The 22,448-nt window shown below is 58.8% G+C and carries 24 protein-coding genes and 1 tRNA gene; 15 read left to right on the top strand and 10 right to left on the bottom strand.

Annotated features, from left to right (window positions below; all coding sequences use genetic code 11):
- Positions 1-35: 35 nt before the first annotated feature.
- Entirely contained in the window at positions 36-821 is a 786-nt protein-coding gene (locus tag AC1XOS_RS06015; RefSeq protein WP_481961316.1) for a carbon-nitrogen hydrolase family protein, read from the bottom strand.
- A 64-nt stretch (positions 822-885) separates the two neighbouring features.
- On the opposite strand from AC1XOS_RS06015, the gene AC1XOS_RS06010 reads away from it, so the two are divergent.
- Both AC1XOS_RS06010 and AC1XOS_RS06005 read left to right on the top strand, forming a co-directional pair.
- The gene (locus tag AC1XOS_RS06010; protein WP_481961315.1) at positions 886-1,305 is read left to right on the top strand and encodes an SGNH/GDSL hydrolase family protein; all 420 of its coding nucleotides are present in this window, start codon (positions 886-888) and stop codon (positions 1,303-1,305) included.
- A complete protein-coding gene (locus AC1XOS_RS06005) occupies positions 1,211-1,549 on the top strand; it encodes an alpha/beta hydrolase-fold protein (protein ID WP_481961314.1) in 339 nt (112 codons plus the stop codon). The genes AC1XOS_RS06010 and AC1XOS_RS06005 overlap by 95 nt, the downstream gene beginning before the upstream one ends.
- A gap of 3 nt (positions 1,550-1,552) precedes the next feature.
- Here AC1XOS_RS06005 and moeB read toward each other — a convergent pair whose 3' ends face one another.
- Together moeB and AC1XOS_RS05995 are read right to left on the bottom strand one after the other, a co-directional pair.
- Positions 1,553-2,686, bottom strand: coding sequence for a molybdopterin-synthase adenylyltransferase MoeB (moeB, locus tag AC1XOS_RS06000; protein WP_481961313.1), 1,134 nt, complete (start codon positions 2,684-2,686; stop codon positions 1,553-1,555).
- Complete coding sequence (locus AC1XOS_RS05995; protein ID WP_481961312.1) at positions 2,687-4,252, bottom strand: ankyrin repeat domain-containing protein; 1,566 nt, start codon at positions 4,250-4,252, stop codon at positions 2,687-2,689.
- Between AC1XOS_RS05995 and AC1XOS_RS05990 the strand changes: the two genes are divergently transcribed.
- A complete protein-coding gene (locus tag AC1XOS_RS05990; protein ID WP_481961311.1) occupies positions 4,251-4,394 on the top strand; it encodes a hypothetical protein in 144 nt (47 codons plus the stop codon). The two genes, AC1XOS_RS05995 and AC1XOS_RS05990, sit on opposite strands and share 2 nt — an antisense overlap.
- A 33-nt stretch (positions 4,395-4,427) precedes the next feature.
- On the opposite strand, the gene AC1XOS_RS05985 is transcribed toward AC1XOS_RS05990, so the two are convergent.
- From AC1XOS_RS05985 to AC1XOS_RS05965, 5 genes are all read right to left on the bottom strand, one after another.
- Entirely contained in the window at positions 4,428-5,471 is a 1,044-nt protein-coding gene (locus AC1XOS_RS05985; protein ID WP_481961310.1) for a redoxin family protein, read from the bottom strand.
- Between the two features lie 109 nt (positions 5,472-5,580).
- Positions 5,581-6,471 carry a succinate--CoA ligase subunit alpha gene (sucD, locus tag AC1XOS_RS05980; RefSeq protein WP_481961309.1) on the bottom strand — a complete coding sequence of 297 codons (891 nt, stop codon included), beginning with the start codon at positions 6,469-6,471 and terminating at the stop codon, positions 5,581-5,583.
- A gap of 7 nt (positions 6,472-6,478) precedes the next feature.
- A complete protein-coding gene (locus tag AC1XOS_RS05975) occupies positions 6,479-6,679 on the bottom strand; it encodes a DUF4177 domain-containing protein (protein WP_481961308.1) in 201 nt (66 codons plus the stop codon).
- A gap of 25 nt (positions 6,680-6,704) precedes the next feature.
- A complete protein-coding gene (gene sucC / locus AC1XOS_RS05970; RefSeq protein WP_481961307.1) occupies positions 6,705-7,856 on the bottom strand; it encodes an ADP-forming succinate--CoA ligase subunit beta in 1,152 nt (383 codons plus the stop codon).
- Positions 7,853-8,755: a carbohydrate kinase family protein gene (locus AC1XOS_RS05965; protein ID WP_481961306.1), complete on the bottom strand. Its 903-nt coding sequence runs from the start codon at positions 8,753-8,755 to the stop codon at positions 7,853-7,855. Before AC1XOS_RS05965 ends, sucC begins: the two co-directional genes overlap by 4 nt.
- Before the next feature lie 49 nt (positions 8,756-8,804).
- On the opposite strand from AC1XOS_RS05965, the gene leuB reads away from it, so the two are divergent.
- From leuB to cimA, 4 genes are all read left to right on the top strand, one after another.
- The gene (gene leuB / locus AC1XOS_RS05960; protein WP_481961305.1) at positions 8,805-9,857 is read left to right on the top strand and encodes a 3-isopropylmalate dehydrogenase; all 1,053 of its coding nucleotides are present in this window, start codon (positions 8,805-8,807) and stop codon (positions 9,855-9,857) included.
- Positions 9,858-10,028: 171 nt separating this feature from the next.
- Positions 10,029-10,649 (top strand): hypothetical protein, encoded by a 621-nt coding sequence (locus AC1XOS_RS05955; RefSeq protein WP_481961304.1) that lies wholly within the window; start codon positions 10,029-10,031, stop codon positions 10,647-10,649.
- A 10-nt stretch (positions 10,650-10,659) separates the two neighbouring features.
- The gene (locus AC1XOS_RS05950) at positions 10,660-11,325 is read left to right on the top strand and encodes a hypothetical protein (protein WP_481961303.1); all 666 of its coding nucleotides are present in this window, start codon (positions 10,660-10,662) and stop codon (positions 11,323-11,325) included.
- A gap of 553 nt (positions 11,326-11,878) precedes the next feature.
- Complete coding sequence (gene cimA / locus AC1XOS_RS05945; protein ID WP_481961302.1) at positions 11,879-13,507, top strand: citramalate synthase; 1,629 nt, start codon at positions 11,879-11,881, stop codon at positions 13,505-13,507.
- Here the strand turns inward: cimA and AC1XOS_RS05940 are convergent.
- Positions 13,490-13,954: a phosphatase PAP2 family protein gene (locus AC1XOS_RS05940; RefSeq protein ID WP_481961301.1), complete on the bottom strand. Its 465-nt coding sequence runs from the start codon at positions 13,952-13,954 to the stop codon at positions 13,490-13,492. The genes cimA and AC1XOS_RS05940 overlap by 18 nt on opposite strands.
- A 60-nt stretch (positions 13,955-14,014) precedes the next feature.
- Here AC1XOS_RS05940 and AC1XOS_RS05935 point away from each other — a divergent pair.
- From AC1XOS_RS05935 to AC1XOS_RS05925, 3 genes are all read left to right on the top strand, one after another.
- Positions 14,015-14,102 (top strand) — tRNA-Ser (locus AC1XOS_RS05935).
- Between the two features lie 39 nt (positions 14,103-14,141).
- The gene (locus tag AC1XOS_RS05930) at positions 14,142-15,524 is read left to right on the top strand and encodes a PIG-L deacetylase family protein (protein ID WP_481961300.1); all 1,383 of its coding nucleotides are present in this window, start codon (positions 14,142-14,144) and stop codon (positions 15,522-15,524) included.
- 52 nt (positions 15,525-15,576) lie between these two features.
- A complete protein-coding gene (locus tag AC1XOS_RS05925) occupies positions 15,577-15,948 on the top strand; it encodes a DUF5658 family protein (RefSeq protein WP_481961299.1) in 372 nt (123 codons plus the stop codon).
- Between the two features lie 4 nt (positions 15,949-15,952).
- Here AC1XOS_RS05925 and AC1XOS_RS05920 read toward each other — a convergent pair whose 3' ends face one another.
- Positions 15,953-17,482, bottom strand: coding sequence for a hypothetical protein (locus AC1XOS_RS05920; protein WP_481961298.1), 1,530 nt, complete (start codon positions 17,480-17,482; stop codon positions 15,953-15,955).
- Between the two features lie 214 nt (positions 17,483-17,696).
- On the opposite strand from AC1XOS_RS05920, the gene AC1XOS_RS05915 reads away from it, so the two are divergent.
- The 5 genes from AC1XOS_RS05915 to AC1XOS_RS05895 all read left to right on the top strand — a co-directional run.
- Complete coding sequence (locus tag AC1XOS_RS05915) at positions 17,697-19,601, top strand: DUF3857 domain-containing protein (protein WP_481961297.1); 1,905 nt, start codon at positions 17,697-17,699, stop codon at positions 19,599-19,601.
- Positions 19,602-19,608: 7 nt separating this feature from the next.
- Positions 19,609-20,277: a serine O-acetyltransferase gene (gene cysE / locus AC1XOS_RS05910; RefSeq protein ID WP_481961296.1), complete on the top strand. Its 669-nt coding sequence runs from the start codon at positions 19,609-19,611 to the stop codon at positions 20,275-20,277.
- A gap of 25 nt (positions 20,278-20,302) precedes the next feature.
- Positions 20,303-21,640, top strand: a complete 1,338-nt coding sequence (locus AC1XOS_RS05905; RefSeq protein ID WP_481961295.1) for a VanW family protein — start codon at positions 20,303-20,305, stop codon at positions 21,638-21,640.
- Between the two features lie 15 nt (positions 21,641-21,655).
- Positions 21,656-22,096 carry a hypothetical protein gene (locus AC1XOS_RS05900; protein WP_481961294.1) on the top strand — a complete coding sequence of 147 codons (441 nt, stop codon included), beginning with the start codon at positions 21,656-21,658 and terminating at the stop codon, positions 22,094-22,096.
- Positions 22,097-22,265: 169 nt separating this feature from the next.
- Positions 22,266-22,448, top strand: a 183-nt coding sequence (locus tag AC1XOS_RS05895) for a glycogen debranching enzyme N-terminal domain-containing protein (RefSeq protein ID WP_481961293.1), incomplete at its 3' end; no start/stop codon positions are given.

The raw sequence follows: 22,448 nt of genomic DNA, 5'->3' as shown, positions 1-22,448 counted from the left end.
GGGGGCCGGGGGGATGGGTTCTGGGATGGGTTCGGTCACAGGGGGAAAGGCAAAATCCTAGCCACGACCATGCCTTCGTCTTTGCCCGTGCTGGCGATCAGCGTCCCATCCGGAGCGACAATGCGGCTGTGGCCGTAGTCCCAGGTCTGGCCGACCGTGCCGCCTTGGTTGGCGATCACATGCCAGCAGCCCGACTCAATCGCGTTTTGGGAGGCGTATTCTTCAAAGAGCCAGCCATGGTCGCCCGTCCACGCCGAGACGGTCGCGATAATTTGTGCGCCGGCCTCGGCGAGGCGCTTGCCGTAGCCGTGGGACATCTCCACACAGATCATCATGCCGACCTTGCCAAACGGGCTGTCCACCACGAGCCCTGCCTGCTCGCCGTAGCTCCAGAAACAGTGCTCGTTGCCGCCGGTTTCTTCGTCCCAGAGCCGGTGCTTTCGGTAGCGGCCTAGCACGCCCTCAGGGCCAAGAAAGACGCTGGCATTGTAGAGCTTGCCGGTTTCTTCCTCTTGGCCCCGCTCGGTCATCCCGAAGATGAGGTGCAGCCCTAGGTCTTTGGCGTGTGCTTGGAGCCAGTCGCAGCTCGGGCCGGGGATAGGCTCCGCCGTTCGGGCAACATAGGCCTTCTCGTCGTCGGTGGGGACGTGCGAGAGATAGCCCCAGCCGGGGTTCTGCTGGAGCGCCGCCTCGGGAAAGAGCACCAGCTCTGCGCCTTGGGCCTTGGCGGCGCGGAGATAGCGCAAGAAAGTCTGCCGGTTGGCCTCGACATCGCACTCCGCACGCAGACAGACAGTGGCAATAGTAACCTCGCGCATCATTTCCGCTCAGGGTACCACGCATGGTGCACTCTTCCGCGCTACAATAGCGCCGTGATGGAGTACTTTGAACCCGAGGTTCGTGCGACTCTGGGAGACCCTAGAGCTTGATATCGCGCCGCTCATGGGAAAGAGCGCACGCCCCCCACTTAATCTTGGCTTTGGAGGCTCGACTCTGGCGGCCTGCGTGCACTACTTTGACCGGCTTCCGGGCAGAGTGATCAAAGAGCACGGGCCGCTCCGCTCGCTGGTGGTCTATGCCGGAGAGAATGACTTAGGTGATGGCAAGTCGGTCGCCGACGTGGTGGACTCGTTTTTCTGGCTCCATGCCATGGTTCGAGAGTGGAACAGTTCGGCGCTGAGCCAGGAGATGGAGCTGCTGGTCTTTGGCCATGCGGGAGTGCGCACCCTGGTCTTTCCCAGACGAAGTCGTTCCCTTCACCGAGAAACGCAACACAAGCTCTTTACTTGCCGCGCATGGCTGTAGCCTCGGGGCGTTTCATGCGATGAACATTGCCCTCCGCCACCCCACGGTCTTCACACGCATCGTCGCCTTCTCCGGGCGCTACGACTTAACCGAGTCCGTCGGCTCGTTTCGGGGGCTCTTCGAGAACAACCTGCGCCTCACCGAGATTCTCACGGCGAAGGCCATCCCGCACGACTTTTATATCTGGGATGGCGAAGCGCACCGCCCCCGCTACTGGCGTCCGATGGCACGGCTCTATCTCTAGTGGCTAGTACTTGGTGATCGTCGGGTCTACATCGTCGGCCCAGGCAAGAATCCCGCCCTTGAGATTCGTGAGATTTGTGAAGCCATTTGCCTGCAAGAACAGCAAGGCATCCGCGCTCCGCTTTCCACTGCGGCACTGAACCACGATCTCCGCGTCCGGGTCAAGCGCACTCAAGTGCTGCGGAATCGTGTTCAGGGGAATCAGGCGGGCAGTTGGAATCCGGCACAGCTCAAACTCATGGGGCTCACGCACGTCAATCAGCAAAAAATCATCGCCACGATCTAGTTTAGCCTTTAGTTCAATCGGGGTTATCTCGTTCATTTCGTTTACACTCTCTCCTGAGGCGCATTGTACCCCGCTGGCGTCCGTGAGAGTGCGGATGCTAGGCGTGTCACCACAGGCAGCGCAGCTTGGATTTCGTGGTAGGCGGAGCTCACGGAAGCGCAGGGTCAGGGCATCTAAGAGAAGCAAGCGACCCACAAGCGGCAGGCCGATCCCTAGAATCCGCTTCAGAGTCTCCGTGGCCTGGAGTGTCCCGATCAGCCCGGGGAGCACGCCCAGTACCCCCGCCTCGCTGCACGAGGGAACCGTTCCCAGAGCGGGCGGATTGGGATGCAGGCAGCGGTAGCACGGGCCACTGGGAAGAAAGACACTTACCTCACCCTCAAACCGATGGATCGCGCCATGAACATGGGCAATCCCCAGAAGCACGCTGGCATCACTGACTAAGTAGCGCGTCGGGAAGTTGTCCGCACCATTGACAACCACATCCGCCCCGGCGAGCAGCTCAAGGGCATTGTTCGCCATCAGCCGTGTGGCCAGTGCCTCCACCGTAATCAGCGGGTTCTGTGCCCGAAGGCGCTGAGCGGCGACTTCCGCCTTGGACTTGCCCACCTCTGCATCGGAGTAGAGAATCTGGCGCTGGAGGTTGGAGCGATCTACCACATCGTCGTCAATGATCCGGATCGTCCCCACGCCCGCTGCCGCCAGATACTGAAGCGCGGGACAGCCCAGTCCCCCCGCTCCCACCACGACCACCGTGGCCTGTCCCAATCGAAGCTGTCCCGCCGAACCAATCTCAGGCAAGAGAAGATGGCGAGCATAGCGCTCACGCTCATCGAGGGAGAGTTCATCCATTCACGGTGCGCCTTTCGTATAATCATCGGCGAGTGGGAGCAGGGCCAGGACACCTAGACGTGTGGTAGCCACGGCACGAGCCCCCTCAGGGCTGGCACCAAAGGTGAGCAGGCGCTGGACGGCGGGAACATCCCCATCTCGGGCGGCGTGGATCAGGGCAGTTTCTTGGTTCTCGTCGCGGGTGTCTATGTCCGCTCCGCAGAGGAGCAAGAAGCGCAGGGCATCATCGCCCATCACAGCAGCTTCGTAGAGGGCAGCGGTGTCCACACGCGCGTGCTCCAGGCGTGTCTGGGCAATCGGGAGCAAGTCAGGAAGCTCCCCCAGGAGCTCGCGAAGCTCTTCGGATTTGACGTGGCGCATCTGTTTCGGATCGGCTCCGCGTGCAAGAAGCAGTCGTGCCAGCTCGGGTTGATCGGTCAGCACGGCCACGTCCAGCGGAGTTCCCAGGGTGTAGGTGCCCGCGTTGGGTGATGCTCCCACGTTAAGCAGTAGCTCCGCCAGCTCGGCGCGCCCTCGGGCAATCGTGCCCATCAGCGGGGTCTCCTGCCCGGCGATAGGCGCATCCAGAAGGGTTCCAGGACGCGGCCACTGCTCGGCGGCACGCGCAGCATCTCCCATGGCGATGGCTTCCAGAAACCCGACACGGGCCCCCGCTTGGGTCAGCAGAGTGGTGATTCTCAGGTGCTCTGCGGTCAGCGCAACCAAGAGCGGCGTGTGCCCGAAGGCATTACGGCCATTGAGCAGGCTTCCCCCATCCAGCAACGCGGCCACCAGCTTGGCGCTTCCCCCCTCACAAGCGGCGTGCAGAAGTGTGTCATCGGCGCGGCCACGGAGCGTGAGAAAGTCCGGGAGATCGTCGCCGGGCACGAGTGCCTTCCAGAGCCGCTCATCTCCCACTCGGAGGGCGCGGTGCAGAACCGTATCGTGATCGCCTGCCCGCTCTTTGGGCGAGGCGCCCGCCTCTAAAAGCAACGGGAGGACATGATTGGCCGTCCCAGGGCGCACATAGAAAATCGCCGTGTGGCCCCAGCGGTCTCGCGTCGCCGTGCTTGCGCCTGCCCGAAGGAGCTGGCCACAAAGAGCCGCATCGCCGTGCCGCACTGTCCACATCAGCGGCGTGGGCCGATCTTCAATGGCTTGACCCTCCGGAGTGGCTCCGTGGCGCAGGAGCAGCTCGACCAGAGCACCATCTCCACGGCGAATGGCAAGATGCAGAGGCCCCGAGCCTTTTTCATCCGCAAGATCCGGGTTGGCTCCAAAGGCGAGCAGGCGCTCCGCGATCTCAAAGCGGCGCTCATCCACGGCCCACCAGAGCGGCGTGCGCCCCCACTCATCGCGCGGATTCACGGCAGCTCCGGTCTCTAGAAAGCGCTTGACGATCTTTGTGTAGCCCAAGGCAGCCGCGCCCCAAAGCGTGGTCCAGTCGTGCGGGCAGAAGCGAGCGGGAGCCGCGGTGTTGTTGATAGGAGCGGGAGCATAGCGCCCCATGCGTAGCAAGTCCTCACGTACATCGCGAATCTGGCGGAGCTTTCCCGCCCGTCGCGCACGCTTCCAGGAGAAGGCCATGTCTCTATTCTATCGCCTGAATACGTTTGCTAAAAGTTTGCCCAGCCCAAAGCATTCCTGGAAACCCAACCCTGGGGGAATGCGCGACTTTGTGCTCTTCGATCCCAGCGGCGTCTTGTGGTGGATCGCGCAGAGTGTTTAAAGGCGGGGCGCTGGTGCGCCCCGCCGGAGAGTTCTACTTGGACTTGCTCTTGTAGAGCGCGAGCCGATCTACCACTTCTTTCTTGAGATCGTCTGGGAGACCCTCGGGAAGCTTGGCAACCGCCTTGGTCTGAAGCGCCAGGGCCTCCTTGAGGTTCCCCGCCTTGTAGTGGATAAAGGCCAAGGTGTCTAAGATCATGCCATCCTCTCCCTTGGTCAGCTCCACGGCTTTCTGCGCCATCACCAGAGCCGAGTCTTTTAGCTTGGTAAAGGGAGGCGGAACCTGCTCTTTGCCTTCCACAAAGGTCCACGCAAGCTGGTTGTAGAGCTGGGAGATCTGGGCGGTCATGATCGGGCTCTCGGTGGCTGTCTTATCGGCTAAGGCAAGGGCCTCACTGATCTTATCGGCTTCGAGAAGGGCCTTGAACTCTTTATCAAAGGCTTGAAGCTTTCCCTCGACAGCCTGCTGCTGCTGGGCTTCTTTCTCCGCAGCGGCTTTCTCTGCTGCGGCTTTTTTCTTTGCGGCGGCCACATCCCACTTGCCCGCGACGATCTTAGCAAGTGGCTCTTCCATCTGCATCGGGTGGCCGATCCAGGCAACTTTCCCCGTCTTGTCCACGATAAAGGCCGTCGGGATGCCGTCGGAGCCCGATGCTTCCATCCAGAGCGAGGCCATTGTCCCTTTTTCGGGTTTATCGTCAATGGCCACGCTGTAGTCCATCTTGGCTCCCATGCTCGCGACGAACTTTTTCACTTTGGTGGTGATCTGCGGTAGGGTCAGAGGCACTTGTGGGTTGCTCTCCCAGACCGAAACGCCCGTGAAGTCTGCCTTCCCCTTGTATTGCTTCGCGAGCTGAGTCAGGTGCGGGATGCTGGTCTTACACGGCCCACACCAGGTTGCCCAGAACTCCACAACATGAACTTTTCCCTTGGTAAGCGTCACGGGAGTTCCCTTGACCCACTTGGCCACCTTGAGTGCCGGGGCTGTATCGCCGACGGTAAGCTCCGCACGAGCCGCAGAAACGAGAGAGAAACAGAGCGCAGCGACGAGGGCAGGCGCTGCAAACGAGAGTCGCATGAGATTGAAAACCTTTCTGAGCAGATTATACAGCGAGCAAGTATGAACAAGTTCCGCCAAACACAAAAAAAGCCCATGCCAGCGGCATGGGCTTTGCGACGGCAGGGAGCTAGATCCCGAGCGCTTTTTTCACCAAGCCGGGAATATCGGCGGTGGTATCCGCGACGGGGGCTCCAGCGGCGTTGAGCGCTGCGATCTTGCTGTCCGCACTGCCGCTGGTTCCCGAGACAATGGCTCCCGCATGGCCCATGCGCTTGCCCGGAGGAGCGCTACGGCCTCCAATGAAGCCAATCACGGGCTTGGTCATGCGCTTGATGACCTCCGCACCAGCCTCTTCATCCGAACCACCGATCTCGCCAACCATCACGACCGCTTTCGTGGCCGGGTCGTTCTCGAAGAGCTCTAAGACATCGGCGAAGCGCATCCCGAGAATCGGGTCGCCGCCAATGCCAACAGCGGTGGTCTGTCCGAGACCCGCACGGGTGAGCGCATCCACGATCTCGTAGGTGAGCGTGCCCGAGCGTGAGACTAAACCAACAGGGCCTTCGAGGAAGATATTCTGCGGGATGATCCCGATCTTCGCCTTGCCCACGGAGAGCAGACCAGGGCAGTTGGTGCCGATCAGCCGCGTACGCTTCACACGCTTGACATAGTCCGTGGCCGTGATCATGTCCTGCTGCGCCAGACCGTCGGTGATACAGACAATCAGCTCACAGCCCGCGTCCGCGCCCTCGATGATCGAGTCGGCGGCGAACTTGGGAGGCACGACGACAAAGTGCGCATTTGCCCCGGTCTTCTCGACAGCCTCTGCGACGGTGTTAAAGACAGGAACCGTGTACTTGCCATCATCGCTGGTCCAGGTCTGTCCCCCCTTGCCCGGCGTTACCCCGGCAACGACCTGCGTTCCATAAGCGAGCATCTGCCCACTATGAAATGTCCCTTCCCGGCCCGTGATGCCGGAGACAACCACTTTTGTGGTCTCATCAATCAAAATCGCCATTTTTCGCTTATTTCTGCCGCTTCATGTAGTACGTCGCAACTTCCTCGACGAACTCATCTCCCTCTTCGCTCTCACCATTCTCTTCGACATAGGTCACTTCACTGATCTGCACAGAGACCAGCTCCCAGCCCTCGCCGCCTAGCTCATTGAGCATCGTCTCATCATCTGCATCTTCCGCAGAGGTCACAATTTTATATTCCCAGGCCATCGTAGTTCTTCTTTCTTGCGACTGCTTACAGCAGCGCGACAACTTTCTGTGCGGCTTCCTGCATCGTGGCGGCAGGCACGAGGTTGGCATCTTTGAGGAGCGCGAGGCCCTCTTCAGAGTTGGTTCCCGCAAGACGAACCACCAGCGGGACTTTAATATCCATCGTGCTGGTTGCTTCGATAATGCCCTTAGCCACTTCGTCGCCGCGGGTGATGCCACCAAAAATATTGATCAAGATCGCCTTGACATCTTTATCCAGCAAGATCAGCTCCAGTGAGCTACGCACCAGCTCGGCTTTCGCCCCCCCGCCAATATCGAGGAAGTTGGCAGGCTCGCCACCGGCACGCTTGACCTCATCCATCGTGCCCATCACCAGGCCCGCGCCGTTGCAGATAATGCCGACATTGCCACCCAGGTGGACATAGTTATTGATCCCACGCCGCCGCGCTTCTTTCTCAAAGTGGTTGAGCTCATCGGAGCCTTCGCCATGAGCGGCCAGCTCCGGGTGGCGGTAGAGCGTGTTGTCGTCAATGTCAATCTTGGCATCCCCGGCGATAAAGTTACCGTCGGCGAGCACCACCAGCGGGTTAATCTCGGCCAGAGTCGCATCGGACTTGACACACGCGGCGTAGAGGTTCTTGATAAACGGAGCCAGCTTGCCCAGCTCAGAGTCCGGGATGCCGCCTTTGCGGGCCAGCTCACGGATGTGAAAGTCTTTAATGCCGATCGCAGGATCAATCGCGTAGCGGCCAATGGCATCGGGGTGGGAGTGGGCCACTTCCTCGATATCCATGCCCCCCTGCGACGACAAGATAAAGACATTGCGCTGGCTGTCACGGTCTACCACGACACCAAGATAGTACTCTTTGGCGATCGGGAGAAGCTCCTCCACCAGCAGCGTGTTGATCGCGAGCTCCTCTTTGGCCTGCTCAAAGTAGAGCTTCTTGCCCAGGATCGAGCCCGCAAACTCCGCGCAGGCGTCGGCGGTCTTGGCGACTTTCACCGCACCGGCTTTGCCACGTCCGCCCGCGAGAACCTGCGCCTTCACGACCGCACCGCCTCCGAGAGACTCGGCAGCCGCTTTGACTTCGTCGGTGGTCGTACAGACGATCCCCTTAGGCGTCGGGACTCCAAATTGGGCCAAGAGTGCCTTGGCCTGATATTCCTGCATTTTCATAACGGAGGCATTGTACCCGAATGTAGCGGTGTCCCGCCGGGCTGTGAGCAAACAAAAGCCGCTAATCTGCTCGCTTTGTCGTGGAGGGTGTCCAGATCATCAAAGTGCAGTAACCCAACGGCAAGCGCCGCTGTGAACGAGTCACCCGCTCCCACGGTATCTGGTGTCACGCCCTCCGCCAGCGGATAGCCCGGATGGTCAGAGCGCCGGAAGCGCGTAAAGAGCGTGCTCCCGCTTGCGCCACGCGTCAGCGCCACCACTCGGAGCGACGGATACTTCTCCCAGAGCGCGGCGACAAGCTCTGCTTCGTTGCCTGCAAGCTCCAGCAATTCCGCGACAACGGGCAGCTCCTCATCGTTGAGTTTAAAGGCATCAGCGAGTAGGAGTGAGGTATCCACCACTTCTTGTGAGTAGTAGCTCTGGCGCAGGTTGATGTCGAAGATACGGAGGCATCGAGGCCGGACGCTGGCGAGAAAAGCAAATCGTTGGATGGAGCTCCGAGACTCCGAGGTGCGCTGGGCTAGACTGCCAAAACAGACAGCATCAGCACGTAGCGCTAGTGCACCCCAGGCATCGTCCTCTCCAATGTGGATTTGATCCCAGGCGGTGTTTTCATGGATGATGTAGGTCGCTTTTCCCTCGGCGTCAAGTGTCGCGGTGACGGTGCCCGTGGGCGCGTCGTTGCGCTGGACGTACTCCGTGGAGAGGCCGAGGCTGTCGAGGCGCTCGATGATCTCATCCCCCAACGCATCGCGCCCCACGGCACTGGCGACAATTCCTTCCGCTCCGAGCTGACTGGCGTGAAAAGCGAAGTTTCCAGGTGCCCCTCCTAAAAATTTTCCATCGGGCAACAAATCCCACAGTACTTCCCCGATCCCCACAATCACTGGCCTACTCATTTGTGACAGTATACTTCAGTGTTAGGGCTCCGTGGTACCATAAACCGCTATGCCAAAAGTTGCTGTATTGCCCGGTGATGGAATCGGGCCTGAGATTGTGGCGGAGGCCACTCGTGTCCTCCGCGTGGTCGCCCCCGATATTGAATTGACCGAGGCACTGGTCGGAGGCGCGGCCTACGATGCGACCGGCCATCCGCTCCCGGATGCCACCCTGGAGCTCTGTAAAGCCAGCGATGCGATCTTGCTAGGCGCAGTCGGCGGGCCCAAGTGGGACGTGATCCCCGACCCCAACTTGCGACCTGAGCGGGGTGCACTTCTGCCACTGCGCAAGCACCTCGGTCTCTACGCCAACCTGCGCCCCGCGATCTGCTACCCCGCGCTGGTCTCCGCCTCCAGTCTCAAGCCCGAGCTGCTAGAAGGTGGCCTGGATGTGCTTGTGGTGCGCGAGTTAACCGGCGGTATGTACTTTGGGCAGCCCAAGTCCAACGACGGCCAGCGTGCGATTGACACGTGCGTCTATACCAAAGATGAGATCGTGCGCATTGCCCATGTCGGCTTTCAGGCGGCGCAACGGCGCGGCAAAAAGCTCTGCTCCGTGGACAAGCAAAACGTGCTCATGACCAGTGTCTTGTGGCGCTCGACGGTGGAGGAAGTGGCTAAAGAGTACCCTGATGTCACGCTCTCGCACCTACTCGTGGACAACGCGGCGATGCAGCTGGTGCGCTATCCCAAGCAGTTCGACGTCATCGTCACCGAGAATCTTTTTGGTGACATCCTCTCCGATCAGGCCGCGATGCTCACCGGGTCGCTGGGAATGCTCCCCTCCGCGAGCCTAGGCACGGGCACGTTTGGCATGTACGAGCCCTGCCACGGCTCTGCGCCCGATATTGCAGGCAAGGGAATCGCAAATCCTCTGGCCACTATTCTCTCCGTCGCCATGCTCCTGCGCTACAGCTTTGGCCGAGAGACCGAGGCAAAGCGCATCGAGACCGCCGTAGAGAAAGTCCTGGAGAGCGGCCTGCGCACCGCCGACATCGCCCAAAACGGCGAAACCACGGTCGGTAGCCACGCCATGGCAGAGGCGGTGCTAGCAGCGTTGTGATTTTGAAGCGATAGAGCCTCAATGGGCTCCAAACACATTAGGATGCATAACCGGCCTCTCTCTCTCAAACAGCTTGTGACTATTGGAGCCCTACTTATTCCTCTGGTGAGTTTAGGGCTCTACAAATTCTTCACCGCACTCCCTCCTCCCGCAGATGATGCACGGGACGCTATGCCCCTGTACAACACAGCAGTTGTAAGCCTAGAGTTCGAGTTCGGGCCACTCACCCCACGGCGTATACCTGCACCATCAGAAAAAGAGCTAAATCAACCAGTGCGACGCTCTACACAGTTAGAAATACAGCAGAAACTAGTTGAGCAACTAAGCAAGCCCACAAGGGTTTCCTCGCAAAGACGTGCTCAGCAACGTGCTCTGTTTGAAGCACAGCTAACACGTGAAGATAAGCTTCGGCAGAGTGCACTTGCCTATCTTGAGAGCTCGGGGGTTCTTGTGCAAACCAATGACTCCCAAACCTCGAAATCTCCAAGACGAGCTCCCCTTTATGTCACCATCAAAGTCGCCGGTGATGGAACCATCATCGAAGGGAAACCGGATTGGGGACATCTCAGCTATGAGCTGATTTTGGAGCGAGATTGTTATGCTAGCCTACAGGCCGCCACTCCTCTTCGTGTCCGTGTGCAGCCTAGCGAAATTGGTCTTTGGAACTCTGTAGGTACTGCCTCACCGCAAACACGGGAAGCAAGACAAGATGAAGCCGTTGGGTTAGCCTTGGAGACCCTAGCAAAAAGCTGGAAATCTGCCAACAGCCCAGAGTTTCAAGGGGAAAAGTGAGCTGAAACTTATGTGGAATCCAAAACTCACTCGCTGGCAAGTTACCCTCATCGTGGGAACACTTCTTGCCGGTTGCGCCACGGCACTCTACCGGTACATTACCACGCCTGCTCGCAACCCTGACTGGAAGTATCCCAAGGCGGTTCGCCTCTACCATAACACGGTGATCGACGATATCTTTGTCATTCACAAACCGCTCGTTGAAAAACCTCGTGTCTTTGAGGCAAACTGGCAACCACCAAAAACTAATATGGGCGGCAGCGCTCTCACCCGTACGAAAGAAGAGAGGGATGATAATCGGGTGGAGGGCATTTTGCGTGCCCAAGGGATTCCCTTCACCCCACCAGAAAATCCCGATGAGCCCCTCAGTGATAGCCCACCGCGCCTCTCAATTGTTATAGAGATTGGGGGGAGCTCTAATGTTCTTATTAAAGACAGGCCAGGCTGGGGCATGCTATCGTATAAGGTGATACTCAAACGCCGGGTTGAGCTGGATGAGGGCCACACGATCCTATCCGTTGACGATATCGAGCTTCTTTATCGTGGGTCTCGAATGACTCAGAATAGCATCTGCTCCCCTGAGGAGTTTCCTGCACGACGTGATGCACTATTGCGTGATATCGCCCTTCAGATTGCGCGGCGCTGGAAGAGCGAGAACTCGGCAGTCCGAAAATAGCTGTGATATAACAAGCGCACATGAACTTCTTTCACCGCTCGGGTGGCATCGCACAGATTACCCCGCGTCCTCAACAATAGGGAGGCTTGACGGGCGCAGGGTCGCGCCCGTGATGGGTTTAGCAAGCGTCTCTTCTTTGTGTGGGGGCGCTTTTGTTTTGCGTAGCTAAACCCGAAAAATTACTGGAGAAACGTAACTGATCCCTCGGGTAAAGCCGAAGGCTTTGACAGTGACGAAAGGCAAACCTATCGTCCCATCTATAGGGCAAGTTACATTGCCCCGTGTTCGACCTCGATCTTCCTGCAGGCAGGAAGCAAGGCAGAGCCATATCGTCATATCTTTGAACAGATTTTTGTATAAACCGAAGCTCGCGCATAGGATGCAGTCCACGCGATTGCCTTACCCGACTGCTACGGGTTTCTGTCATGATTCAAAGGTAAGTTCCTAACTATTGTGGGGACGAGCCACAAAGCGAAAACTCTACTAACGGACAGAGTATCACAAGGGAAAACAAAATGCAAACAGAATTTCAGAATCAATCGCAAAACTTTCCATGCGGTTCACGATTCCTCCCCCGGCTAAAGCCGGAGGTTTCCTTGGAGGCTTTATTATGAAAGTTTTTATCTACGACACGACCCTGCGCGACGGCTCCCAGATGGAGGGGGTCTCGTTTTCCGTGGAAGACAAGCTGCGCATCGCCCGGCGACTCGATGCCTTTGGCATTGACTACATCGAAGGCGGCTGGCCGGGCGCGGTTCCCAAAGACACGGATTTCTTCGCTCGCCTAAAAGCCGAGCCACTGGAGCACGCAAAGCTGGCCGCATTTGGAATGACCCGCAAGCCTGGTGAGACTGCCGAGGAGAGCCAGCTTCTGCGCTTCTTACTCGAAGCCGGAACCCCTGTGGTGACCATTGTCGGCAAGACACACTCGCGCCACGTGACCGAGACTCTCCGTATCCCGCTCACGGAGAACTTGGCGATGATCCAGGAGTCCGTGGCCTTTCTTAAGTCGCACGGCAAAGAAGTGATTTTTGATGGGGAGCACTTCTTCGATGGCTTCAAAGACGATGAAGCCTACGCTCGTGCCTGTCTGGAAGCGGCGGTTACCGGTGGAGCAGACTGGCTCTGTCCCTGCGATACCAACGGTGGAGCGCTTCCCCATGAAGTCAGTGAGACAATTGCGGCACTGGTGGCGGCGTTCCCTAGCACCCGAATCGCGATGCACCCACACAACGACGGTGACTGCGGGACGGCCAATGCGCTCGCTGCCGTCCGTGCAGGAGCGATTCAGGTGCAGGGGACGGTCAATGGCTACGGCGAGCGCACCGGCAACGCCAACCTCATCCCCGTGATCGCCAACCTGCGCCTCAAGTTCGGCTACGACTGTCTTCCCGAAGGTGCGCTGGAGGAGCTAACCACACTCTCGCACTTTGTGGATGAAGTTGCCAACTTCTCCCCGCACCCCAAGGCGGCGTTTGTGGGCCGCAATGCCTTTACCCACAAAGCGGGGCTCCACGCCGATGCCATCTCCAAGTGGCCCCGCGCCTACGACCATATCGAACCCAGTAGTGTCGGCAACCAGCGCCGCATCTTGGTGAGTGAGCAGGCGGGAAGCGCCAGTATTGCACAGAAGGCCACGGAGCTGGGCTATGTCTTAGATAAAAAATCTCCCGTCGCGAAAGAGCTGCTCCTGACGGTCACGAGCCTAGAGCACCAGGGCTATGCCTTTGAGGCTGCCGAGGCGAGCTTTGAGCTTCTCCTCAAGAAAGCCACTGGCACCTATAGGTCGTTCTTTGAGCTGGTGACTTTTCGTGTCTTTATCGGCAAGCGTGCCAGCGACGATGTCCCGGTGACGGAGGCGACTCTGCGGCTTCTGGTCAATGGCGAAGAGGTTCTGGCCGTGGCCGAGGGCGATGGTCCCGTCAATGCCCTGGATCTAGCGCTCCGCAAGGCCCTTGAGCCCGCCTACCCGCAGCTTAAAGACATTGCTCTCACGGACTACAAAGTACGTATTGTGACCAGTGGCGAAGGAACAGCGGCCAAAGTCCGTACGATTGTAGAGTCCACAGACCACCACGGGCACATGTGGTCTACCGTGGGGGTTAGCCCAAACCTAATCGAGGCAAGCTGGCAAGCGATTGTGGACTCGATTGAGTACGGGCTGCTAAAAGCGAACGCGTAGTGTCGGGGTGCGGGCCACGAGGAGCCCGAGAGCTGCCCCGACCAAGACATCATGGGGGTAGTGGCGCTTCAGGCTGACCCGGCTATCGCTGATCAGGGCGGCTCCCAGGTACCAGAGAGCCGCCTCGGTCTTGGTGTGCGCCTTGCTGGCCGCAAGCCCCGCAATCGTGAACGCCGCCGCCGCGTGCCCACTGGGAAAGCTGTCAGACGTGGTGCCATCCGGGCGTCGCTCGTGGGTGAGATACTTCAGGCTCGTGACAATCACCGTGCTGGTTACCAATGCCCGTGCTCGCTCCCGTGAGTCGCGCTGCATAAGTCCCGCGGCCAGAAACGCGATATTGCCCTCATGGGAGAAAAACTTCGCCTGAGGATGGTTCAAAAGCCCCGTCTGAGCGGAGGCGGGCACCAGGAAAATGACGAGCGCCCAGAGGGTTAAAAGGATTCTCATGGCCTCAGTATCCCCTATCTTGGCAAATCTCACAAAAGGCGGTAGAATTGATCCTGTTCTGGAGTGGTGTCCGAGTTGGTCGAAGGAGCACGATTGGAAATCGTGTAGGCTGTCAAAGGTCTCGTGGGTTCGAATCCCACTCACTCCGCTCTCTATTTTTGTCGTTTTTCATGGAGGTTCTGCACGATTGCGACACATTCACTGGAGAGATACGATTCAGGCGGTTCAAAGCTGGCCCCGCTGGAAGCGCTATGTCTTAATTGCAACCCTCTCTCCGGCTCTCCTCATCGGGCTGATCTCGATTGGCTTTTATGGCAATCTTCACTTGATTGCCCATGCAAAGTCTAACGTCGCCCTTCCGGTGCTTCCGGTTCCCACAAATCCGCAGCGCCTTCTAATCGTTGCACCGCACTGTGACGATGAGACTCTTGGGGCCGGGGGGCTGATCGCTCAAGCGCGCAAAAAGGGAACTCCTGTCCATGTCGTCTTTCTCACCAATGGCGATGCCTTTCCCGCCGCTTGCGCCCTTGTCGCACGTCGAGTTCCGCCCCAGGCCCACGACTATGTCCACCTCGGGGAGCTACGCCAGAAAGAGGCCCTCGCCGCACTACGCCAGCTTGGGGTGGAGCAAAAAGAGGTCACGTTTTTAGGCTACCCCGACCAAGGTCTCCGCGCGCTCTGGGAGACCAACTGGCTCCCTAATAAGCCGTTTCGTTCCCGGTTTACCCAGCGCAGCTCCACGCCACGCGGGCCGTACTGCGGCCAGAATGTTACGAGAGACCTGACGGCGCTTCTGGAGTCCTTTAGGCCGACGGATGTCTACGTGACGCATCCCGCAGACGATCACGCCGATCATAGTATGGCCGCGGCCTTCACGGAAGCAGCCGTCACCAACCTGCCCCCAACATCACCAAATCCACAGCTTCACTACTACATTGTCCATCGGGGAGACTGGCCACTGCCACAAGGCTACTCTCCACAAGACCCTCTCCTTCCGCCTGCAGGCTTCTCTAAAGCCGACACCCACTGGCAAACACTCCCCCTAGGCACAGAGGCCCAAAAAGCTAAGACAAGCGCACTGAACCGGTATAGTTCTCAGCTAGAGCTATGTGGTCGCCAGCTCCGATCATTTTTGAGAGAGAATGAGATTTTTGGACAGCTCACGGCTCCCCAACTTCACACGGAACACCCCGCAAAAATTCGGGATGCTCAGGGCGATGACGTGGTGCGCTTCGCAAACCCCGGCAGCGATATTACCCAGCTCGCCGCGACAGTGGAAGGAGAGCTACTCAAGGTGACCATGGAGCTACGCGGAACCACCAACCCTGGCATTCGCTATGGCCTTCGTGCACGCAGCAGCACGGGAGCCTTCGTGGCACGAACGTTGCACTCTCCCACCTTGCCGCCACCGAGCAGTCGCACTCTCTCCTGCACGATCCCGCTTGCACAGCTTGGGATAGAGCAGCGCACAGCAAGTACACTCTGGCTCTCTGCGGACACAGGAATGACTTCACGCTACATTGTGGATCAGACGGGCTACCGAGAGTTTCACCTCAGCCCCACTCCATAGCGTCGGAGACGGTGCGAAAATATTGGACGATGACAAGAAGGATACTCCCTCTGTGACTCAGGCAGAAATTCTGGATGCAGTTGCGCAGCGCCGCAACGACCTACGACTCCTCTTTCGTGGACCGCTCGTTCTCCGGCGTGCCGCCGAGAAAGAGGCACTGTTACTGGCCGTGATCTGCATGGCAGATATGTTCACCACCCTCTACTGGGTGACCATGGGCCATGCGGTCGAGGCGAATCACTTACTCGCTTGGACATTTAATGTTCACCCGGTGACGTTTGTGCTCGTCAAGTCCATTTCGTGTATGCCCGCCGTGCTACTTGCCCCACTGCTTGCCCGCCGCCACAAAAACTTCACGGTCTGGCTGCTGCGCATTATTATTGCGGTCTACGTGCTCACCTACTTCAAGCTCGCACAGTTCTAATACTCTAGTTTCCGACCGTAACGGTCTTCCGGTTAAGAACAAAAACACGACGCGGAGTGGTGGCCAAGACTGCTCCGCTAGAGTCCATCGCCTCAACCTCGATAAAGTACTCGCCGTCGGCAAGGCGCGTGGTGTCCCACGTGATGATAAAGGGCGCGAAGTTCTTTAGCGCCTTGATCTTGCCATCTACCGTGAGGCGCACAAACGCGACGCGGGTCGGATCTGTCAGGGTGGGGTTGATCGTCACCACACCACTCACCATCGGCGTTTTATTGGTCTTGGCCTCCGCCAGGCGCACGCTTCTGTAGCGCTCCAGTGTCGTCTCGACCACGAGCTTCATGGTCTCCACAGTAGGTTGAGGCAAGCGCAGCCGGAGCGCTGTCACGCCTCGGCTCGCGGTTCGCGGGCTCCCTGCCGCTTTCCAGAGATCGTTAAGGCCATCCGCCATGAAGGCATCGAGCCGCACCCCGAGAACCGTTGGGAGTGGCTCCCAGTCTCCTCCATCTATTTGGCAGTCAACCAGAGCACTCTCGCCAAATAGGCCAATATGGTTCAAAAAGAGTGGTGCCGTCCCTTCCAGGTCTTTGCGACGCGGAGTGGGCCTGCCATCCACTCCCACCGTACCAAGGAGAAGCATCATCGGAGCCCCATGCTCTTCGGTACGACCATTGTGCCAGACCGGCGAGATCTGAAAGCCTCCACGCCGCTCCTTGCCTTCGCCTTCGGGCGAGCGCGCGTCAATGGGAGCCGTTGAGACCGTGATCACGCCGGTGTGTGCCGTGTTGATCCGCCCCACACCCGTGTAGCTTGTCCCATCGAAGCGCCCCACCCCTTGCACCGGCTTGACGACCTGTGTCAAGACGCGGCTCTCGCCACCCATAAAAGTGCCGGTAACTTTCCCACCAAGCTTATTTTCGATCACCAGCTCCGAGAGGCGCTTGGTGGGGACGCGTACCAGAATCACCAGCACTTCTCCTTGACCGTACGGCTTGAAGTCTTCGGGCAAGGGAACTAGCTTGCCCGTGCGCGACTCTGTGTAGACCATGTTGCCTGGCAACGGCGCGAGCTCCCGAAAGATGGACGTGCCTGCGGGAATATCGGTCTTCATGCCCACCGTGCCGGCTCGGTGCCCCCCGTAGCCGTAGTTGGCTTTATCTCCCGAGAGCTCTTTGGGGGAGATTCCCAGCACCAAAGGCGCATGAAGCTGAGGATCTTCGCCGGAGACACGAATACGGAGCCCGTGCACCGCGACGGCAGCCACGGAGCCACGAGGGGCGTACTCCGCTGCGATATAGCCTTCACTTGCCCCTGTGCTTGGCTGGGTCACCCGCCCCACCACGGACCACGTATCGCCTTCATTGGTCGAAACTTGAATGGTGCCCAAGCGACGGTTCACAATGCGAATCCTATGCAGCTCCACCATGTTATCACTCGCAGGCTCAGGCTTGGGAGTGTCCTCTTGAGCGGCGGCAATCGCGGGGGGCGTCAGTGCTCCAAAGGCAAGGGTAGTCAGAAAGTGTCTGCGGGTAAACATGGCACGAGTATTATATCGCCCTCTTTGCTGGAGAGAGGCGATCGAGTTCTGCCTTGAGGCGTGTGATTTCTTCCTCAGCCGCCTGACGCCTACTGGCTTCTTCGGCGATGCAGGTCGGTTTCTGCCATAGGTTTTCCATCAGACGTAGGATAAACGACACGCCGTGCAGGCTTGATAGAAGTCAGGGTGGCGGACGTGGAGATATAATACCGCCATGTGGCTCCCGATTCCCATTCTTGCACTCACTCAGACAGATGTTGCCGAGCTTAAAGCGCTGCTCGCGTCCGCTCCGCAAGCGTCTGAGTTTCCCAATGCGGCAAAGGCGACTCTGCTGGACCTTGCCGATATCACGGTTCGCCCGGATGGCTCCGCTAAGATCGTCACGCGGCAGGCGATTAAGATTCTCAACCAGCGCGGACGGGAGCAAGAGGCGGAGATCAAGATCCCCTACAACGGGAGCTACGAGACCGTAAAACTCATCCGTGCCCGAACACTTCGGCCCAATGGAGTTGTTGTCGAGGTCAAGCCGACCGAGGTGCGAAGCGGTGCCGCCAGCGAGGGCTACGACGATGCCAAGGTCCTCTCGTTCTCCATGCCTGCCGTCGAGCCGGGCTGCCTGATTGAGTATGAGTATGTCACCGAGCAGAAGACCTCGCCCCTGCCTGGGCACTTCTGGTTCCAGTGGTACTTCCAGGGCGGCTTCGATCCCGTCCAGCACACCCGCCTGCGCATCACCGTTCCGTCCACACTCAAGCTCGCCCGCAAGCTTCGCAATAGCGCCATCGAGCCGACCATCCGTACGGCGCCCGATAGTAAGAGCGTGGTCTACACCTGGGAACAAAAAAACGTCGCGCCCCTCAATATCGAGCCCCTCATGCCTCCGGCAGAGCGCCAGCTTCCCAAGCTGACCGTCTCCACCGTGCCTAGCTGGCAGAGTGTCGCAGACTGGTACACCAAGCTTGCACGTGCAGCGAGCCAAGGCGACCCCACCGTGACCGCGATGGCGCAAGAGCTCACCAAGAACTGCCGTACGGAGGAGGAGAAGGCGAGGGCGATCTTCTACTATGTTCAGGACAAGACCCGCTATGTCGCTATCGAGCTAGGCATCTCCGCCTACCAGCCCCGCCCGGCAAGCCGGACTCTGACGGTCCAGTACGGCGACTGCAAAGACATGGCGACCCTGCTGGTGGCACTGCTACGGGCCGCTGGGATCACGGCGCACCCGGTCTTGCTTCAGGCGGGTGAGCCCTTCCCCCAGCAAGTCGAGCTGCCCTCACCCCATGCCTTCAACCACGCCATCTGTCAGGCTCAAGTGGGCGGAAAGACCTACTGGCTCGATGCCACGGCTCAGGTCTGTCGCTTTGGAGATATTCCTCAGGCAGATCGTGGGGTCGAAGTGCTGGTCATCAAAGACGGTAAAGCGGTCTTTGAGACCGTTCCCGAGGCGAGCCCAGCGGAGGCACTCAACCTCCAGCAAGCATCGGTTGTGCTGGACTCCGAAGGAGCGGCAATGGGAACCGTCCAGCTTTCTGGCACCGGCGACTATGAGCTTAGTCTGCGCGCCAACCTGGTGGTTAAAAGCAACGATGAGCGCAAGAAATACGCCGAGGCACTTCTGGGCAGCATTGGCGTCAACCCGCGCATTGAGAGCCTTCAGCTCACGGATATCAGCAACCGGGACACCCCTCTGAGTATCTCCAGCAAGACTCGGTTTGCCAACTGGGCCACCGTCAGCGGGGACCTGCTTCTCTTCAAGGCGCGTCCCGACCAAGCGAGCCCCGCGTTTGCCTCGCCCTTTGTGGAAGACAATCGCCTCTACCCCATCTACCAGTCCGAGCCTCGCCTCATGCGTGCAAACCTTGAGGTGACGATCCCCGAGGGCTACAGCTATCTGTATATCCCCAAACCCATCTCAGGAGAGAGTGCTCTGGGTAGTTTCTCCCGAACCGTGCAGCAAGAGGGGCGCAAGCTGACGATCTCCATTGAGGTACAAGACCGCCGAGCTACGGTCCCGGCAACGGAGTATCCGGCACTCCGCCAGTACATCGATCGGTATCTTCGGATGTACGGTGAGCTAGTCATCGCGCGCAAAGACGCGGCAGCGCAGGTGATAAAATAAGCCCCGTATGTTTGCCCGTCTCCGCGAGGATATCACCACGATTTTCGAGAAAGATCCCGCCGCGCGCAATCTTCTGGAAGTCTTTACCTACGCGGGACTCTGGGCGGTGCTCTATCATCGCTTAGCACATCGGCTCTGGATACACAACCTCAAAACGGCGGCGCGCTGGGTCTCTCAGTGGTCGCGGTTTATGACAGGTGTGGAGATCCATCCGGGAGCAACGATTGGAAGGCGTTTTTTCATTGACCACGGCATGGGAGTTGTGATCGGGGAGACGGCCATTATCGGCGATGATGTGCTGATGTACCACAATGTCACTCTGGGAGGAACGAGCCTCTCCAAAACCAAGCGTCACCCCACGATAGAAAATGGCGTTCTTATTGGTATGGGAGCAAAGATTCTGGGTGACATCACGATTGGAGCCAAGGCCCGGATCGGGGCCAATGCCGTCGTGATTCGCGACGTCCCACCCGACTCCACGGCGGTGGGAATCCCCGCCCGCATCGTGGGACAGGAAAAAAACCTTGCTCTGGCTCCCGTGATGGATGCCGCCCTCAACGCTCCCGACCCTGCCGCGGAGGCATTGCGTCTTTTGCGTGAGGAGGTACAATTACTCCGACAACGTATCTCCGCCATTGAGAGACACGAAGAGCCTGAAACTCAGTCCCTTTCCTAGTCTCTAACCGCAACGAACAACTCGCATGACAAGCTCAGAAACCAACAACGAATTTTCCGAATTTTCCGCAGAGTCACCGCGTCGCTCGCGCGGCTTTGTCCTTGGTCTCTCCACCGTGCTCGTTGCTCTTGGTGCTGCGGGAGCGGGTGCGGTGGTCAATTACTCCCATTCGCTCCCCGGTACAGACAGTATCGCGCCCGGCGTTCGAATTGGGGAGGCCGATGTCAGCGGGCTCTCAAGAGGCGACGCCGAAGAAAAGGCGCGTGTGTGGGCCAGAGAGCATCTGGCGAGAGCGGTTGTTCTCATGGCTCCTAAGTCGGAGAAGAAGTGGGCGATTACCCTCGGGGAGCTTGGTGGGCGCTTTGATCTGGAGCCTGCGGTCAATGCAGCGTGGCAGCTCGGCAAGGACGATAACTTTTTTGAGCGCCTCTACCACGGCAAGCGTGAGCGTAACATCACCTTGAACCCCGAGTTTAAGCTGAACCCCGCCAAGCTGGATACCTATCTGGGACGTGTTGCCAAAGCGGTTCGAAAGCCCGCTCAGAATGCGCGTGCCAAGATGGAGTCCGGGGGCGGTCTGTCGTTGGTCAAAAAAGAGGAAAAGGGAATTGAGCTCGATGTGGAAGCCACCAAAGCGGCGCTTCTTAGCGGTGGTATGGGCTCTCTCATTAGCGGCAAAACGACGACCATAATTGTCAGAGAAGAGCTGCCTAAAGTTACCGCGGAGGATCTTGGGAAGATGGGGACTCTGATGGGCTCCTACACGACAGACTATAGCGGCTCGCCCCGTGCCCGTAAGACCAATGTCGCACTGGCAACCACAAAAATCAACGGGACGCTTCTTGGGCCAGGAGAAGTTTTCTCCTATAACGATATTGTCGGGCCACGCGAGTCGGAGTTTGGCTGGAAGATGGCCCATCAGTACCAGGATGGCTTGGTGGTGGACGGAGTCGGGGGCGGGGTGTGCCAGACCTCTACCACGCTCTACAATGCCGTGATCCGCGCGGACCTGAAGATTGTGGATCGCTCGAATCACTCCATGCCTGTTCGCTACGTCAGCGTGGGCTGCGACGCTGCTGTGGCCTATGGGGCCGTGGACTTTAAGTTCCAGAACTCGACCGACGGCCCTATCTTTATCGGGGGTAAGGCGGATGGAGACTCGCTCACCTACCGAATTTATGGCACCAAGCCTTCGGAACGTAAAGTTCTCTCCTTCTACGCAGGCTCACGTCGCTATAACTCCTCCGGGGGCTCATCGGTGACCAGCTACCGGAGAGTGCAACTTCCGGATGGCAGTATAGAAGTCGAAGTGATTGACTCCTCGTCGTACCGGGCTCCCCGAGCAGTACCTTCAGGCCGGTAGTAGAAAGTTTTAGAGATGAAATTGCCCCATACCCTCGCTTTTATTGCTCTTGGCATTGTCCTTGGGCAAGCCCCACCCGTCCGTGCCCAGCTGGATAAGACCATCAAGGCCGCCGCGATTCTTTTTGCCGTTGATCGCTTCGGCCCCGATATCAATACGTTCGTCAACGAAGTCACGCGCACCAAAGACATCGGCGATGAGGCAGTGACCAAGGTCGTCCCGATTCTGACGGTGGGCAACGGCACCTACGCAGGAGCTGCACAGATCAACGGGCCACGCCGCCTCGTAGACACCGTTCGTGCCGTCGCGCAGATGGAGGGTGAGAAGCGCATTATCCAGCCTACCGTGCGCGTGCGCGGCCTGATTCCCATCTCGGATCGTGCTGTCAAGAGCCTCGAAACCCTCAAGCGCGTGCCCGGCGTCGGCGTCACCGCCACGCTGGAAGTGAAGCTGTAGCCCTCCTCCGGGATACCCTCCTCCCCCTGCCCCTCCTCCCAATCCTGGGAGGAAGGGAATGGAGGGGAGCCAGCAATTCCTCGCAACCCCCCTCTTCCCAACCTGCCTCCGCAGGATTGGGAGGAGGGGCAGGGGGAGGAGGGTATCCCGGAGGAGGGGGAGAACTTTTATGACCTTCGAAGAACTCGCCTCCAAAGAATGGCTTCTCACCAACGGAATCGGCGGATTCGCCTCAGGCACACTCGCCGGTTGCGCCACCCGCCGCTACCACAGCCTCCTCACCGTCGCGCTTGATCCGCCGTCGGGCCGAAGAATGTCGCTCCTCGGCGGCTTAGATGAAACCGTGATTATC

This window comes from Armatimonas sp. (assembly GCF_964826245.1).
Note: the sequence above shows the minus strand (reverse complement) of the source record. Positions and strands in the feature narration are given on the sequence as shown.

Coding starts and splice junctions, on each gene's coding strand:
- AC1XOS_RS06015 (WP_481961316.1), bottom strand. CDS start 821: ATGATGCGCGAGGTTACTATTGCCACTGTCTGTCTGCGTGCGGAGTGC.
- AC1XOS_RS06005 (WP_481961314.1), top strand. CDS start 1,211: ATGCGGGAGTGCGCACCCTGGTCTTTCCCAGACGAAGTCGTTCCCTTC.
- moeB (WP_481961313.1), bottom strand. CDS start 2,686: ATGGATGAACTCTCCCTCGATGAGCGTGAGCGCTATGCTCGCCATCTT.
- AC1XOS_RS05990 (WP_481961311.1), top strand. CDS start 4,251: ATGTCTCTATTCTATCGCCTGAATACGTTTGCTAAAAGTTTGCCCAGC.
- AC1XOS_RS05995 (WP_481961312.1), bottom strand. CDS start 4,252: ATGGCCTTCTCCTGGAAGCGTGCGCGACGGGCGGGAAAGCTCCGCCAG.
- AC1XOS_RS05985 (WP_481961310.1), bottom strand. CDS start 5,471: ATGCGACTCTCGTTTGCAGCGCCTGCCCTCGTCGCTGCGCTCTGTTTC.
- sucD (WP_481961309.1), bottom strand. CDS start 6,471: ATGGCGATTTTGATTGATGAGACCACAAAAGTGGTTGTCTCCGGCATC.
- AC1XOS_RS05975 (WP_481961308.1), bottom strand. CDS start 6,679: ATGGCCTGGGAATATAAAATTGTGACCTCTGCGGAAGATGCAGATGAT.
- sucC (WP_481961307.1), bottom strand. CDS start 7,856: ATGAAAATGCAGGAATATCAGGCCAAGGCACTCTTGGCCCAATTTGGA.
- AC1XOS_RS05965 (WP_481961306.1), bottom strand. CDS start 8,755: ATGAGTAGGCCAGTGATTGTGGGGATCGGGGAAGTACTGTGGGATTTG.
- leuB (WP_481961305.1), top strand. CDS start 8,805: ATGCCAAAAGTTGCTGTATTGCCCGGTGATGGAATCGGGCCTGAGATT.
- AC1XOS_RS05955 (WP_481961304.1), top strand. CDS start 10,029: ATGCCCCTGTACAACACAGCAGTTGTAAGCCTAGAGTTCGAGTTCGGG.
- AC1XOS_RS05950 (WP_481961303.1), top strand. CDS start 10,660: ATGTGGAATCCAAAACTCACTCGCTGGCAAGTTACCCTCATCGTGGGA.
- cimA (WP_481961302.1), top strand. CDS start 11,879: ATGCGGTTCACGATTCCTCCCCCGGCTAAAGCCGGAGGTTTCCTTGGA.
- AC1XOS_RS05940 (WP_481961301.1), bottom strand. CDS start 13,954: ATGAGAATCCTTTTAACCCTCTGGGCGCTCGTCATTTTCCTGGTGCCC.
- AC1XOS_RS05920 (WP_481961298.1), bottom strand. CDS start 17,482: ATGTTTACCCGCAGACACTTTCTGACTACCCTTGCCTTTGGAGCACTG.
- AC1XOS_RS05915 (WP_481961297.1), top strand. CDS start 17,697: ATGTGGCTCCCGATTCCCATTCTTGCACTCACTCAGACAGATGTTGCC.
- cysE (WP_481961296.1), top strand. CDS start 19,609: ATGTTTGCCCGTCTCCGCGAGGATATCACCACGATTTTCGAGAAAGAT.
- AC1XOS_RS05905 (WP_481961295.1), top strand. CDS start 20,303: ATGACAAGCTCAGAAACCAACAACGAATTTTCCGAATTTTCCGCAGAG.
- AC1XOS_RS05900 (WP_481961294.1), top strand. CDS start 21,656: ATGAAATTGCCCCATACCCTCGCTTTTATTGCTCTTGGCATTGTCCTT.